A 15,448-nucleotide genomic window follows, 5' to 3' on the forward strand; every position below is an offset into this window, starting at 1 on the left:
GGTCTGTTGATGCGTTTAGGAGAGCCAGCCTCCTCCGCTCTATGATCGTGACGTCATGAGAATGAGATCGTATCGCCCAAGTCCGAATGCAACCTGTTCCCCACCATGCAACAGGGATCCGATATGCAGCAGCTGGACCAGCGGTTCGCAATCGCCTTGACCTGGTTTGACCTGCAATAACCCCATATGCCCTTTTATGGTGACGCTCTGTCCGCCCTTCTGGCTCAGCGTGCGCTTCCACTCCATCTGTCCCAGTCCTCGGCCGTCGACACTGGCCTGATCAATGGCCCGGTCAAGGGTTTTGCGGTCTGCATCAAGACGCATGCCGTGCTACCGGGCAATGGCGGCGCATCGGTCCGTCATGGCAGCAAGGAACCCGGCTTCCGGTTTCTCCGGATTGCTGGTACTGCTGGCTAGATACGGGGTGTTGAAAGAGATCAGAGCGCATTCGGTCTGGGAAGCATCGTCCGGTTCCCCGGTCCAGATATCTTCGATGGAGCGGTGCAGAACGCCCTGACAGACGGGGCCAATATCACCAATGTGAATTCCATGCTCGATTGCGCGATGGGTCGCCTCGGAGAGTTCGCCAGTCCACAAGAGCCCCAACCCAAAGAGGCGGACCGTGATTCTGAGGCTGTTGGCACCGGTTGATTCGCTCCGGATCAACCAAGGCGGCGGCAGCATGGGGCGCGACAGATCGGCTGTAGCTCCGATCCCGGACTGCCCATTGAAGAAAACATGCAACCCGCAAGCCGGTGTCCAGGGACAGGGCAGACCAGCCAATGCTTCGCGCGAGGCGGTCTTCATCAACTCCGTCCCGATGACCTGGCGAACCGCCGCCGGAAAGGACGGCAATTGTGCCATGGCGCCTTCGCCCTCACATTCGAAGACGATATCCCGAACGAGCAGGGAGTGGGCAAGGTCACAAAGCTGCCCTTCAAGAGCGGGCATGCGGACAAATGAGTCCAGTTCAACACCGGACGGACCAATGGATGGCGTCAGGACTTTGAGAAGGGCAGGGTTGGCTGGGCTGAGATCCTGAATGGCATGCGACGACAACATGAAGTACCTCCATGGGTTGGCTGGGACGGGTAACCGGATAAGCTGCAAAAAGCCTTCGGTACCTCCATAGATGGCAACTTCAGGTGATGATATCGATTAAATTCGACTCCAGATTTTTAAGCTGTTCAGGCGCGATATGTCGCATCAGCTGTCTGGTTGGGTGAGACGTATTCGAAAACGAGGGTATTTTTCACCAGAGGCCTAGGCTCTGGTCACGTGTCTCCCTTTGAGGGTGTCGACAAAGTCCTTGAGGGAAACGAGACTGCGTTCTGCTTCCTCGATTTCGCCGTTGATCGTGACAACGTCCCGGGTCGAGATATGCCCGTCGTTCAGTGCCTGATCCACGACGCGCAACACATCAGAGGCTTCAAAGACGATCCTGTGCGCAGCTTGATAGATTGCTTCCTCTTCTTCCGAAAGGCCTGCTGTGATGCGCTCGGCGGCGACAAAGCGCGTGCCTCTCAGCAGATAGCTGACGATTGCGGCATCGGGAAAGCAAGCAATCAGGCGTCTGATTTCATCGGCAGAGAAAATGGTTTTGCCATCAAGGCGTTGATGAAAGGCATGATAGCTCAGCCCCATATTTTTCGCGACAGACGCATTGTCGTGTCTTTTGTTGGCCTTGATGGCCATCTTGACCAGGAACGCAAATTGTTCTCCCCGGTCGCGTGCGTCGAGATCGTCTAACATGGTCAACCCTTGTTTGTACTTGAGGCGATCAACTCATCGTATAAACAACCATACATTGAATTTGGTTGTAGGCAAACAAATTCTAAACGGCAGGTGTACGCGTCCCGCCCGTGAACATGCTGTCGGGATGAGAGAGCTAGAGCGCCTTTTCATCAGAAAGCACCAGATCGCTTTCATCAAGGGGATCAGGACAGTCCGGCATCATCAGATTGGGGGCATTCTTGGACCGCCGAAGCACGTCGGCAAGGGAGTGTTCATTGAGGCTTGCGACGAACTGCTTCACCGAGCGGGACATGATGCGGGACATCTCGCAGCCGCCAAACATCGGGCAGTCGGGCTTGGGTTCATCATCGCAACGCGGACAAAGGCATTCGACATAGCCGAAATCGGATTCCATTACCTTGGCCACATCGCCCATGCGAATGTCCGATGGCTCCTGACCGAGTTCCAGCCCACCACCCCGACCACGTTGGGTCTTGAGAAACCCGCCGTTGGACAGTTTGGCGATAATCTTCATGCAATGGGTGCGGGACAGGCGCAAGGCGGTCGACACAGATTCAACCGTCATGTCGCGATCCTTGTTTATCGCGACCAGCATCAAAATGCGGTAGGCGTAATCGGTGCCCTTTGCCAATCTCATAAGTTGCTCTCCTGCTAGCCCCCCGGGACACATTCCTGTTGATTTGCAAAGGAAATTACCTTGAGCTGCGTCAATTCATGAGAAGATTAGAATGATTATCCTCGCCAAGCCTGTGATCGATCATTTGTTTGCTATAGGATCAACGACTATGGCCAAAATTTAGGCAGTTCAGGGAGACCTCTTGTGAGCAATGACTTCGAAGAACGGATCGTCGATTTGGAGATCCAGGTGACACATCAGTCCAAGACAATCGACGAGTTGTCCGAAGTGATGTCTCAGCAATGGCAGCACATCGACCGTCTGACCCGGCAATTGAAGGGGCTCAGTGATATGGTGGTGGAGCTGGAGGAAAACACCGGCCCTCCGGCCAATCAGAAGCCCCCGCATTACTGATCGACAAAAGCATGACCATACTCTGGCTCGGATTATCCAGAGCCGTAGCTAGCCATTCAGCAGCGCAGCATACATGTACAAGCGGCAGCGCATAAGATACGAGCGCTACCGGCCTCCCGAAAGGGCCGGAGCGCTCATGTTAGTTGAACATCAATTTCGTGCTCAAACTCATCCTGTCAAAGCGACAGGTTTATAATCAGATCATCATAGCGCGAAACCGTTCTCTGTTCCACTGCGACAATCCGGTAAGTCAGAACGTCGCACTCACCCGGCTAATCCCAGCCTTCATTGCGCCCACCAAAAAGAAAGGCCGGATCCGAAGATCCAGCCATCAAGGAGGAGGAGTGGTGATGTTGTTGTTTTTGTTAGGCGAGAAGTTTTGAGGCTTCTCGTACTTTTTGTGTCGAGGCTTGCATCTGTGCGGTCATGTTGGAAATCGTTTCGACGTTTGACGAGATGGTTCCGACACCGTGCGACGCTTGCTGCATATTGTCTGAAATGTCCCGTGTAACGGCCGACTGTTCTTCGACGGCAGCAGCAATGCTCTGCGCGATCTGATTGACGCTTTCGATCACCTGACGGATTTCGTTGATGGCGGCCACGGCGCTGTTGGTTGAAGTTTGCACCGAGTTGATCCGCGAGCTGATGCTATCCGTGGCTTTGGTTGTCTGAGCTGCCAGATCCTTGACCTCGGCCGCGACCACTGCAAAGCCCTTGCCTGCTTCCCCGGCGCGCGCCGCTTCAATGGTGGCATTGAGGGCCAGAAGATTGGTCTGAGCGGCGATGCTATCGATCAGCTCGATGACTTCACCAATGCTCTGGGCATGCTCGGACAGACCGGTCATGATGGTTTCGGACTGGATCGACTCCTGCACGGCCTGCTCGGAAACACCTGTCGCATGAGAGACCTGGCGGCTGATTTCCTCAATCGAGGCGACGAGCTCTTCGGCAGCTGCGGCAACTGTCTGTACGCTCGATGACGCTTCGATGGCCGCGTTGGCTGCGCTGCCTGCTTGTTCATTGGTGTGTGTCACCGCATTGGCGACATCATCCAGTTCGGCATCGATGTCGCGTTGAACTTGCGCGCGACGAAGACGTTCTTCGACGGTGGCGGTGATGTCGGTGGCGAACTTGACAACACGGATCGGCCGGCCGCTATCATCCAGGATCGGGTTGTAGGTTGCCTGGATCCAAACATCACTTCCATCCTTTGCCAGACGCTTGAACTCGCCAGAGTGAAACTCACCGGCTCGCAGCTTGTCCCAAAAGGCCTGATAGCCCTGGCTGTTTTTGAAGTTTGCATCGATGAATATGCTGTGGTTCTTGCCGACGATCTCATCAAGGCGATACCCCAGAGCATCGCAGAAGTTCTCGTTGGCTTCAATGACGGTGCCATCCATCTTGAAATGAATCACGGCCTGCGACCGGTCGATGGCGTTAATCTGTCCGGCCACCGCCAGAGCATTCAGTTTCTGCTCGGTGATATCGGCCGCGATCTTGATCACACTGACAGGTTTGCCTACTTTGTTTGTCACCACGCTGTAGGAGGCCTGAATCCAGACATCGGAGCCATCCTTGCTCTTGCGCAGGTATTCACCGTTCTGCGCTTCGCCGCATCCAAGCGCGGTCCAGAAGGCTTTATAGTCAGAGGAGTTGCGTACTTCATCGGATACAAACATGCTGTGATGTTTGCCCACGATCTCACTCTGTGCGTAGCCCAAAGCTTGGCAGAAATTGTCATTGGCGCACAGAATTGTGCCGACGAGATCGAATTCGATAATCGCCCAAGAGCGCCCGAGCGCTGCCAGACGTGCGGTGTCATCAGGACCACCAAAGTTAAAACCAAGCATGACCACTCCGTACTAATGCTGTATGAACCTCAGTATGACGATGCTTAGTAAACGAGTTTTTAATCCATCTTCTAAAATTAGACTACAATAAGAATTGGTAAATATAGGTATTCAAGAATGGCGTTATACTCGTATAAATATTAAATATAAATTAGGGATGGCAGCTTGGTTGCGGTCGTAAAGGCTGCAATCGTTTATCTGAATTCGGGAGAACTGCGTGGATATTCAATGCTGGCGGGAGATTCTTGGTAAAGACCTCCTGAGGTTTTTGGGTGCAATCGATGGATTGTCAATCAAGGGTGGATAGCTTTGTAAAAGATGATTTACCTGTGAATGAAATCTCGGGTTCAAACCTTGATCGGTTCCACGAGACGACATTCTACGGTCCGGCACTGGCCGGATCATTTCTTGCGACTACGGAAAGGAAAGAAAGGGCAGGCTCAATGTTTGACGGCACGCACGGCCTGACATCGGATTGATGCCACGGTCACTTTTTGAAGACAGCCTTGATGTCAGGATGCACATGAGTTGTGTGCGTGACGTTTTGAAGCCGTTCTATCTGGAAGTCCGCAAGGAACGTACGCAGACGCTTAGGCGACATGGGCGGGCTGATGAGATAGCCTTGAATGATGTCCACTTTGTTGGTGGCCCGTAGTTCCATCAGGCGGTCACGATCCTCGACACCCTCGACAACCAGCTTTAGGCCGGTCTTGCTGATCATCTCGATAGCACTGAACAGCATTGTCTTGTTGAGGCTCCCTTCGGGGGCCATGGCAAAGGAGCGATCGAGTTTTACGCCATCAGCGCCCAGAGCGCTTAGATAGTGGATGCTCGAGTAGCCCACGCCAAAGTCATCGATATAGGTCTCTATGCCGCTTGCTCTCAAAAGCGAAACCGCTTCCTTGGTTTCTTCTAGCGGCAGATTGGCCGTCTCGACGATCTCTACCACGGGCTGCAGCTTGCGCGGAGCCTCGATCATTGGCAACAGGGCCTTGATTAGCCAGATGCCCTCAAAATCCTGCGGGAAGATGTTGATATTCACGCGGGGCACTTCAACGGAGAACTCAATAGTGCGAAGGTCGTCAATCGCTCTGGCGATGACGCACGCAGTCAATTGCTTTGTCAGTCTCTTTTTCTCGACAATCGGCAAAAAACGGTCAGGAAATACAAGCGAGCCATCAGTATCCCGCCAACGCACGAGCGCTTCGACGCCTTCGATTTCGCCAGTGTCCAGAGACAGGAGCGGCTGGTAGAAGCATTCAAGCGTTTCATAGGACATGGTGCGGATGAACCGCGACTGGAACGACCAGATGCGCATGACGCGTCTACTAAGAAGCTTGGCCAGCATAAAGGCAACAACGCCCAAAATGGCAACCACCAGAACAAGCGCTCCTCTTGAGGAGAACAAGGTGTCTGCGATAGGCGCAACCGAGTATATGCAGATCAGGTCATTGGAGTTGCACTTATACGACCAGAAGCTTGCCTTCTCCAGACTAAAACCGGAATCGGGGAGCGCTGTCAGCTCTAAACCATGGCTCAGACCGAATTTCCCCGCCCGATGGCGCATGCTGCCATCCTTGATCGGTGAGAGCATCTCCCGCTCATGCCAGGTGGTCAGTGCCTCTTCCAGATCGATTCTGGGAAGAACCAGAGTAAAGCTGTTCTTGCGAAAGAATGTACCTGTCAGCCCGTTTTGACCCAACATTTGCAAATCACGGTCGAGCCAAAGCTGGTAGCCGTTGGCTTGATCGATAATGTCCGGCTCGCCGAGCTTCAATCCGGCATGGCGCAGGCCTTCTGTTACGGAACATGAGACGGTTCCATCATCATAGATGATCTCGTGAATACCATCGGGAAGGAAGCCAATACGCTCGAGCCAAGATTGAAAGGCGCTCGAGCAAGGCACCATTGTGCTCGGAATCTCAAGTTTCGCAACCGTTCTGCCGATATTGTCACCGATCACATTCAGGCTTCGAAGATCCCGGTCCATCTGCTTGTCCAGACCCTTGAGAATCTGGATGGACCCTATGGCTGCTGCACCAATGAGAAGCAGAGCGAAAACCACACCAAACAGCGTTGCATTCACCGCCTTAGGGTACTTCACAAGAAATGAGAGCCTACTGTACAGTCCCATGACACCTCCGTTCAGGGTGCACAGTATGAGGCGAATGTCTTACTATTAGTTAATGTTCACTAATTAGCGTGTGGCATAAGGTGTCATTGCGGACGGGGTAAACGACTATCAGTTGAAGGGAAATACATCGAGTATCCATAAATGCCAACGAAAACATACAGAAATGGAATTGTGAAAAATCGCAACAAAACCTGAAGCTGTATGGCTAGGCAAAGAAAAAATTTTGGATAACTGCGAGGCTTTTGTGAAGAACGTATGGAGAAGATGTATATCCCGCCTTTTGATAAGATCTTTATTCAGGGTTTGCGTTTTGAATTTGATTTATAGTGTGTTGAGGAAATAGTTTGTATTTTCATCAATGATTGATGCCTCTTCGCCCAATGGTGGCAGGCCAGAGGACTCCAACGCGCACTTTGCCAGTCAGATCATCCACGGTCCGGGCATATTGCAAGTCTCGATAGCGACTTTCCAGATGCTGATGTTCAACTCATCGCCCCGCAGGCAGATCTTCAGACGCCCGCCAGCATCAATGCTAGCGCGAGCGGTGACACTATGATCTGGGCAGCCGGGAGAAGCCTCAATGCATCAGATTCAGCAGCAGGGAAGCGTGCATTCATGCTCTGCCGCGAGGACGCTCAGGCCTTAAGGCATGGGCGCAACAAAAAAGGCAGCCCACGATGGATTGCCCTAATCTCAGCAAGGTGGCTGGGGTATGACTTACATCATGCCGCCACCCCGCGACGCCCGCAGGGGCGTTAGCCCCGAGGACGCGCAAATCAGACAATGACACGCCCGCAGCGGCTCCGCCGCGAGGACGCGCGACCAAGCGAGAAGCATGGGCGCAACAAAAAAAGGGCAGCCCGCTATGGACTGCCCTAATCTCAGCAAAGTAGCTGGGGTATGACTTACATCATGCCGCCCATGCCGCCCATGCCGCCCATGCCACCCATATCAGGCATTGCAGGAGCGCCGCCATCTTTAGACGGTGCATCAGCGACCATGGCTTCGGTGGTGATCATCAGACCAGCGATAGAGGCTGCATCCTGCAGAGCAGTGCGAACCACTTTGGTCGGGTCGATGATGCCAGCTTCGATCATGTTGACATAGCTTTCTGTCTGAGCGTCGAAGCCAAGGGACTCGTCGCCTTCCAGAACTTTGTTGACAACGATCGAGCCTTCAACACCAGCGTTTTCGGCGATCTGGCGGATAGGAGATTTGAGGGCATGAAGAACGATCTTGATGCCAGCTTCAATGTCAGGGTTGTCAGAGGTGAGTTTCTCGACAGCCGTGGTTGCGCGCAGAAGGGCGGTGCCACCACCAGGAACAATACCGGCTTCAACAGCAGCGCGGGTTGCGTTCAGGGCGTCGTCAACGCGGTCTTTGCGTTCTTTCACTTCAACTTCGGTTGCACCGCCAACGCGGATAACAGCAACACCGCCAGCGAGTTTCGCCAGACGTTCCTGAAGTTTTTCACGGTCATAGTCAGAAGAGGTTTCCTCGATCTGAGCTTTGATCTGTGCAACGCGGGCTTCGATGCCGTCTTTTGCGCCAGCACCATCAACGATCGTGGTGGTCTCTTTGGTGATGTTGACCTTCTTGGCAGTACCCAGCATGTCGAGGGTAACGCTTTCGAGTTTGATGCCAACGTCTTCGGAGATCACGGTGCCGCCGGTCAGGACAGCAATGTCTTCGAGCATGGCTTTGCGGCGATCGCCGAAGCCAGGAGCTTTGACAGCAGCAATTTTCAGGCCGCCGCGCAGTTTGTTGACAACGAGCGTAGCAAGCGCTTCGCCTTCGATGTCTTCTGCTATGATGAGCAGCGGACGGGAAGACTGAACAACGGCTTCAAGGATCGGAAGCATCGTCTGCAGGTTGGAGAGTTTCTTCTCGTGCAGCAGGATGTACGGATCTTCCAGATCAGCGATCATTTTCTCGGTGTTGGTTACGAAGTACGGAGACAGGTAACCACGGTCGAACTGCATGCCTTCAACGACTTCCAGCTCGGTTTCCAGAGACTTGGCTTCCTCTACGGTGATAACACCTTCGTTGCCAACTTTCTGCATCGCATCAGCGATCATCTGGCCGATTTCGGCTTCGCCGTTAGCGGAGATGGTGCCAACCTGAGCAACTTCTTCAGAAGAGTTGATCGTTTTGGAGGAAGCTTCGAGCGCCTTGTGGGTCTCGGCAACAGCGATATCAATGCCGCGCTTCAGGTCCATCGGGTTCATGCCAGCAGCAACGAACTTGTGGCCTTCGCGAACGATAGCCTGCGCCAGAACGGTAGCAGTGGTCGTGCCGTCACCAGCGATGTCGTTGGTTTTGGACGCAACTTCACGCACCATCTGTGCGCCCATGTTTTCGAACTTGTCTTCAAGTTCGATTTCCTTGGCAACGGAAACACCATCTTTGGTGATGCGCGGTGCGCCGAAGGATTTTTCAATCACCACGTTGCGGCCTTTCGGGCCCAAGGTGACTTTTACAGCGTTAGCCAGAATGTCCACGCCGCGCAGCATTTTCTCGCGGGCGTCGGGACCAAATTTGACTTCTTTAGCAGCCATGTTAGCTCTTCCTGAAATCTAGTACTTGTCTATAAGAGGCGGTTCGACGGGTTTTCCTGGCGCTTAGCCCAGGATGCCCATGATGTCGGACTCTTTCATGATCAGCAGGTCTTCACCGTCGATTTTGACTTCGGTGCCGGACCATTTGCCGAACAGAACACGGTCGCCCGCTTTAACTTCCAGCGCGACCAGGTTGCCAGCTTCGTCACGAGCACCGTTGCCAACAGCAACGATTTCGCCTTCGCTCGGCTTTTCTTTGGCGGTATCAGGAATGATGATGCCACCAGCGGTTTTCTCTTCGGATTTTACGCGGCGTACGACGACGCGGTCATGCAGAGGACGGAATTTCATCTCTGAAACGTTCCCTTGTCTGTTATGCAGCCGTCGGACCCTCGACAAGGGCGTATAATGCCCCTATCTTATACAGCGGCATCCGAGCGGTCTGCTCCTCGATTTACAAGCCTGTTAGCACTCTCTATTGGTGAGTGCCAACGACGGACTTTCATGTAGTCACGACGTACAGGCAAGTCAAGAAAACGATCGAAAAAAGCGACAATTTTTTCTGCCCATTTGGTAGCAGGAGCCCTTCCGCATCGCGCCAGCCCTCGGTTTTAGCGCAAAAATCAAACGCGATACCCTTTAGATTGTCGGATTTGAGGGAGGGGTGAGCGAGCGATAGGTGGCGCTCAGCCGCGTTTGAGATGGTTCTGAACGAGATGGAACAGCACAGCGCTCAGTCGTTCCTCCACCGAACCCCACACGGTGATATAGTCACACCCTTGAGCCTTCAATTCGCACTCGAACAGACGGAGAAAGTGCTCCCTGTTCTCCGGTGCGTCGCGCTGACCATCGGGCACCCAAGGGCAATCCGTTCCGCAAAGAACATAAAGACGGGGCGCGAAGGGCGGCGATTTGAGACGTTTCTTGTGGCTCTCTGCCCACTGTTCCCACTGCGCCCAAAGCGGTGTGTTGAGCTCGTCTTCGTAATAATGGCAAGAATACACGAGGGATGAAATCAGGTCAGTGTCGCAAATCAGCAATTTGTCTTCTGCCTGCGCGATGTCGCCTGCGCGTTCTTCATTGGCCCACTGGCCTTGTGCGATGGGAATGGCATCCTCGAGCGTCAATTCCCCTCGCACCTCGAAATAGTCCCGTAGATATTCCGGCGCAAGAATGCCATCGAGTGTCTCCACCAATGCCTGCGCCAGAATTGTTTTGCCCGAACTTTCCGGGCCGGTGAGGATGAGGCGGGGCAGGGAAGAGGAAACCATCAGATATCAGCGCTCCGGAGTGTGCCAGTCACTATCGACAGCTTTCCTCCGAGACAGACGCAATGCAAGCCCTACCGACACACCGACGCCGATCGCGACGGTCAGATCCACAAGAACCGTGAGGCTGAGCGTCAACAGAAGCAGAACGAGGTCGCTCCGTCGTCCTTTGAGATACTCACCCCATTTGTGCACCTCGCACATGTTCCACGCGGTCAGCATCAAAAGGGCAGCAAGGGCAGGCATCGCCAGATGACCGGCGAGCGGGGCGGCAACGAGCATCACGAGGAGGATGACCAGCGTATGGACGATGCCCGCCACGGGGGTTTTCCCTCCGGCTTTCACGTTGGTTGCCGTTCGGGCGATAGCGCCAGTTGCGGGAAGGCCGGTCATCAAAGCCGATGCGATGTTGGCCGCGCCTTGCGCCATAAGCTCGGCATTGGGACGGTGATTGCCGTTGATCATCCGGTCTGCGACCAGCGCGGACAAGAGCGACTCGACCCCTGCCAGAAAGGCGATGATCAGGGCTGAAGGAAACAGCTCGGTGATCCGATCAAGGGTAATCTCGGGAACTTGCGGCCAGGGCAGCGTGCGCGGCAGCTCGCCAAAACGCGATCCGATGGTATCCACATCAAGCGAAAGGAACGCCACGAGCAGCGATCCAACCGCGATGGCAACCACCAGACCGGGGAAGCGCGGAAAGGTGCGGCGCAAAAGCACGATCATCACGAGGGTGGTCATCGCAATCGCAATCGCCGCCAGACTGGCGGTATCGCTGGCTGCGATGAGGGCAGGCACCTTGTCGATGAAATCCGCGGGCTCTGAGGCAAGATTGATCCCCACGAAATCCTTGATCTGGCTGGTCGCGATGATAATGCCGATGCCGATCGTGAAGCCGTTGACGACGGCATCGGGGATGAATTGGATCAGACGGCCAACCCGGAAATAACCCGCCACAAGAAGGATTATGCCCGCCATCAGGCTCGCCAGCACCAGACCATCGTAACCATGAGTGCTGATGACATCGAACACGACAACGATGAAAGCACCGGTCGGCCCACCAATCTGCACCCTGCTGCCACCAAGCAGCGAAATGAAAAATCCGCCAACGATGGCGGTCACGAGCCCTTTCGCGGGATCGGCGCCCGAGGCGATGGCGATCGCCAGACTGAGAGGCAGCGCGACCATGGCCACGGTGATGCCTGCAAGCACGTCTGATGTGAAAAGCGAAAGGGAATAGTCGCGAGAGGTGAGAATGATCTTGGGTTGACGCATGGGAACTTGCCGAAAGAGGAGAAAGGCCATTGATTACGTCCTTTGGGACGAGGTCTCAAGCCCTGCGTTGGTCAAAGCTCCTATGCGTCTGAAGGATGCCGCCTGCTTCTCAGGCGAGCAGGCGATCATGTTCGTGCTCGGGATCCATGCGTAGATCGCTGCCGGAAATCGCCTTCTGGAAATAGACCCGCAGGATCTTGTCGCGCCCGTGGTCTGGCTCAGCCCGGTGGGTCTCGGTGAAGCCTCTGACGTTGTAGTAGTCGACGAGCTCGGTCATCACCTCGGGGGTATGCAGTCTGAGAAACGGCAATTCCCGCGATTCCGCGATAAGCTCAAGCTCCGACAGGATGAAACACCCAACCCCTTGACGCTGCCAGTCTTTCCCGATCACGAGATAATCGAGGTAGAGCGCATTGTCGACTTCACTCATGGCGGCCGCACCAATTGCCGTTCCGTCCTCATTTGTCGCCACATAGAGATTGCGGTTGGCGAGAAACTGGTCGAGGTGAGAGAAAGCATGGGCTGGCTGACCAACTCCCATGCGTTCGCCGATATAGGCCATGTTTTTCAGGTAAAGGGCGCGGATTTCCTGTAATTGCTGGGCTTTTGCCAGCCGGAATGAGATCGCCATAAAGCTATCCTTTGTCTTGTGCCCGGCTCTTTCGTTCCGCTGCCATTGCAAGGATGAGGGCAAATCCGTCATCCGGCGGGAGCCGGCTATACTGGGTCTGTTGGGCTATTGATGGTTATGGCGTCCATTTGATGACAGGATTATGACGATCCTATCGCCATCCAACGAAGTCGGTGGCAGCGCGCGGCCGCAAGCGCCCTCCCAAGGTGGATGGATGGCGTTCTGAGCGTGTCGATTGCTATCGCGGCAGGCTGATGATCGCTTCAAGGCCGCCTTCGGGCCGGTTGGTAAGCGTCACATCGCCGCCGTGACTGCGAATGATCGTCCGGGTGATGGAGAGGCCAAGACCGACGCCGCCGGTTTCCTTGTTCCGCGATCCTTCAACGCGATAGAAGGGAGAGAAAACTTCCTCCAGCTTGGCTGCGGGAATGCCCGGTCCGCTGTCCATGATTCTGATGTGGATGCCGTGCGCGTCTTTTGACAGACTGATTTTGGCGTCCCCTGCATACCGCAGGGCATTCTCGATGAGATTGCACAACGCCCGTTTCAGGCTCACCGCCCGGCAGGGATAGACCAGACTGTCCGGCCCTTGGAAGCAGACTTCCTTGCCCAGATCCTGATAATCCTCCTCAAGCGACGACAACATGGCCGCGATATCAACCTCGCGGGTTTTCTCGTTGGTCGCGTCCTCGCGGGTGAAGGCAAGAACCGCATCGGTCATGGCCTGCATTTCGTCAAGGGTCGCCAGAATCTTGTCACGCATTTCCTCGTCATCAACGAATTCTGCCCTGAGGCGCATGGTCGTGATGGGTGTGCGCAGATCGTGACTGACCGCAGCAAGCATGCGCGTTCGGTCCTGAACGAAGCGCATCAGGCGTTCCTGCATGGCATTGAAGGCGGAAATCGTGTTGCGCACTTCCTTGGGGCCAGCTTCCTTGAGCGGTTCGATGGTTTCGCCTCTGCCCAGCTTGCGCGATGCGCGCTCGAGATCGCGCAACGGGGCCGTCAGGCGTCGGACCGTGAACAGCACGACCAACAGGATCAAAAGAGCAGTCATCGCGAGTGAAATCAGAAACGGCCGTCCCCATTGGTCCGGTAGGGTTGGCAAACCGGTGCGCACTTGAAGCCATTTGCCATTGTCGAGCGGGATGGCAAGGGTCATGTCGAGTTCTTCGAGTTTGGGATTGCGGAACCGTCCGCGCATCGGTGCTCGGTTGGGGTTTTGCTCCCGCCAGCGGCGGCCCCAGCCTCTGCGATCATCCCGTTCATGCATGAAGCGGCGCCGGTCCGGATTGGGCGGCATGTCACTGGACATCATTGCGCCTGGGGGCGGCATTGCTCTGGGGGGGGCGTCATTCTGGCGATTGTCGCGCCGACGCCAGAACAGGCTTTCATCAATGTCGCTGATCCGAACCGTTCCGTGGGCAAGGCCTGCGCGGTACTCCAGTTTGCCCGCCAGAGCTGCTTCCAGCGTTCCTGCCTTTGGTACGGAAAGCGGGGTCTCGTCCCGGATCGAGTAGAGAACGGTCTGGCCACCCGCAGCCTGAATGACCCGGGCATGGACGCTCTCATCGGTCTGGTTCAGCACCCGCACCAAGGATGCTGTGCGATCAAGCACCTGTCCGCGATAGGTCATGACCGCAACCTGAGAGCGCTCGTTGGCAAAGATGAAGATCGTAATCACCTGTGCAATGACCAGCGCGATCAACAGGGCCGCAACAAGCTGTCCTGCTAGCGACAGCGGCCACAGCCGCAAACGACGCCAGAACGGAGTGGCCTTCCGGCCCTTTTTATCCTTGTTGGGGGAGGCGTCTGGGGCGGGAGAGGCATCTGGCATGCTAAAGCGCGTCTCCCAGATCAGATATGTCGAGGTCGCTGGATGAGACCTTGCCGGTCACCTTGCCTGTGAAGACATAGCCTCCACCGCGCACGGTCTTGATCAGCTTGGGGGTCTTGGGATCTTCCTCGATCTTCTTGCGCAGACGAGAGACCTGATTGTCGATGGATCGATCAAAGATCTGCGCGGTGCGGCCTGAGGTGAGGTCCAGAAGCTGGTCTCGCGACAGCACCATCGTCGGGCGTTTCAGGAAGGTGACAAGCAGACGATAGTCCGCAGCGCTGAGCGGCACGGTGACGCCTTTTGGGCTGAGCAGCTCGCGCTGATGCACATGCAGCTCCCAGTCCTCGAATTTAAGGACATCAGGCTCTTCGGTCTTCTGGGCTTCCGGCGGCAAGGATTTGCTGCGCCGCAGAACGGACTTGATGCGCGCCAGCAGTTCGCGTGGATTGAATGGCTTGGACAGATAATCATCGGCGCCGATCTCAAGGCCGACGATCCGGTCGGTTTCCTCGCCAAGCGCAGTCAGGAGGATGACTGGAATATTCTCGTTCTCGCGAACATACCGGCAGAGTGTCAGGCCATCTTCTCCCGGCATCATCACGTCAAGCACGATGAGATCAATGGCAGCTGTTTTGAGAACCTGCCGCATCTTGGTGCCACCATCCGCGTCGCTGACACGAAAGCCGTTCTTGGAAAGATACTTGGACAAGAGTTCGCGGATATCTTGATGATCATCCACCACCAGAATATGAACCGACTGTTCCATTGCCATTCTCTCCATTGCATCCTGTCAAACCGGACCGTGCCAGCAATTGCTGTCAGGGATGACAAGATCCCGATCAACCCGGATAGATCTGTGTCACCATTTGCTTCGTTCTTCTTCAGATAACACGAAAATTACGATGACCAAGACAGAATAACGCGTTTTCGGGAGCGGAATTGCGGTAAATTGTAACCCTGTGTAACCAGTTCTCATGGCGATACAGAGTGCGACAAAATCGCCGTTTCCCGGGATAGATTCGCGACAAATACCCCCTATCTTCACTTCATCGGCAGGGCAAAAACCTCTCTACAGGTCACCCGCCGACACCCAACCGGCCCCGGGAT

At 55.0% G+C, this 15,448-nt stretch carries 14 protein-coding genes; 1 reads left to right on the plus strand and 13 read right to left on the minus strand.

Translation table 11 applies throughout. From position 1 onward, the window contains the following. Window positions 1-39: 39 nt before the first annotated feature. The 4 genes from CPH65_RS11680 to CPH65_RS11695 form a co-directional block, all read right to left on the minus strand. Window positions 40-324, minus strand: a complete 285-nt coding sequence (locus CPH65_RS11680; protein ID WP_096173625.1) for a hypothetical protein — start codon at window positions 322-324, stop codon at window positions 40-42. Window positions 325-330: 6 nt separating this feature from the next. Beyond that, on the minus strand, window positions 331-1,062 hold the full coding sequence (locus CPH65_RS11685; protein ID WP_096173626.1) for a hypothetical protein: 732 nt from the start codon (window positions 1,060-1,062) through the stop codon (window positions 331-333). Between the two features lie 201 nt (window positions 1,063-1,263). Continuing rightward, window positions 1,264-1,752 carry a phage regulatory CII family protein gene (locus CPH65_RS11690; protein ID WP_096173627.1) on the minus strand — a complete coding sequence of 163 codons (489 nt, stop codon included), beginning with the start codon at window positions 1,750-1,752 and terminating at the stop codon, window positions 1,264-1,266. Window positions 1,753-1,888: 136 nt separating this feature from the next. Further along, window positions 1,889-2,392 (minus strand): Rrf2 family transcriptional regulator, encoded by a 504-nt coding sequence (locus CPH65_RS11695; RefSeq protein WP_157747649.1) that lies wholly within the window; start codon window positions 2,390-2,392, stop codon window positions 1,889-1,891. A gap of 183 nt (window positions 2,393-2,575) precedes the next feature. Between CPH65_RS11695 and CPH65_RS11700 the strand changes: the two genes are divergently transcribed. Then, the gene (locus CPH65_RS11700) at window positions 2,576-2,785 is read left to right on the plus strand and encodes a SlyX family protein (RefSeq protein WP_096173629.1); all 210 of its coding nucleotides are present in this window, start codon (window positions 2,576-2,578) and stop codon (window positions 2,783-2,785) included. Between the two features lie 365 nt (window positions 2,786-3,150). On the opposite strand, the gene CPH65_RS11705 is transcribed toward CPH65_RS11700, so the two are convergent. The 9 genes from CPH65_RS11705 to CPH65_RS11750 all read right to left on the minus strand — a co-directional run bounded on the left by CPH65_RS11705 (window position 3,151) and on the right by CPH65_RS11750 (window position 15,107). Further along, window positions 3,151-4,635 (minus strand): PAS domain-containing methyl-accepting chemotaxis protein, encoded by a 1,485-nt coding sequence (locus CPH65_RS11705; RefSeq protein ID WP_096173630.1) that lies wholly within the window; start codon window positions 4,633-4,635, stop codon window positions 3,151-3,153. Between the two features lie 487 nt (window positions 4,636-5,122). After that, on the minus strand, window positions 5,123-6,769 hold the full coding sequence (locus CPH65_RS11710; RefSeq protein WP_096173631.1) for an EAL domain-containing protein: 1,647 nt from the start codon (window positions 6,767-6,769) through the stop codon (window positions 5,123-5,125). 905 nt (window positions 6,770-7,674) lie between these two features. Further along, on the minus strand, window positions 7,675-9,327 hold the full coding sequence (groL, locus tag CPH65_RS11720; protein ID WP_096173633.1) for a chaperonin GroEL: 1,653 nt from the start codon (window positions 9,325-9,327) through the stop codon (window positions 7,675-7,677). Window positions 9,328-9,390: 63 nt separating this feature from the next. Next, window positions 9,391-9,678 carry a co-chaperone GroES gene (gene groES, locus CPH65_RS11725; RefSeq protein ID WP_096173634.1) on the minus strand — a complete coding sequence of 96 codons (288 nt, stop codon included), beginning with the start codon at window positions 9,676-9,678 and terminating at the stop codon, window positions 9,391-9,393. 335 nt (window positions 9,679-10,013) lie between these two features. Beyond that, window positions 10,014-10,598 carry an AAA family ATPase gene (locus CPH65_RS11730; protein ID WP_096173635.1) on the minus strand — a complete coding sequence of 195 codons (585 nt, stop codon included), beginning with the start codon at window positions 10,596-10,598 and terminating at the stop codon, window positions 10,014-10,016. 6 nt (window positions 10,599-10,604) lie between these two features. After that, window positions 10,605-11,870: a SulP family inorganic anion transporter gene (locus tag CPH65_RS11735; RefSeq protein ID WP_096176376.1), complete on the minus strand. Its 1,266-nt coding sequence runs from the start codon at window positions 11,868-11,870 to the stop codon at window positions 10,605-10,607. 109 nt (window positions 11,871-11,979) lie between these two features. Beyond that, entirely contained in the window at window positions 11,980-12,501 is a 522-nt protein-coding gene (locus CPH65_RS11740; protein WP_157747650.1) for a GNAT family N-acetyltransferase, read from the minus strand. Window positions 12,502-12,739: 238 nt separating this feature from the next. After that, a complete protein-coding gene (locus CPH65_RS11745; protein WP_096173637.1) occupies window positions 12,740-14,338 on the minus strand; it encodes an ATP-binding protein in 1,599 nt (532 codons plus the stop codon). Window position 14,339: 1 nt separating this feature from the next. Continuing rightward, a complete protein-coding gene (locus CPH65_RS11750) occupies window positions 14,340-15,107 on the minus strand; it encodes a response regulator (protein WP_096173638.1) in 768 nt (255 codons plus the stop codon). Window positions 15,108-15,448: the final 341 nt, after the last annotated feature.

Origin of the sequence: Cohaesibacter sp. ES.047 (assembly GCF_900215505.1) — a bacterium.
GTDB lineage: Bacteria > Pseudomonadota > Alphaproteobacteria > Rhizobiales > Cohaesibacteraceae > Cohaesibacter.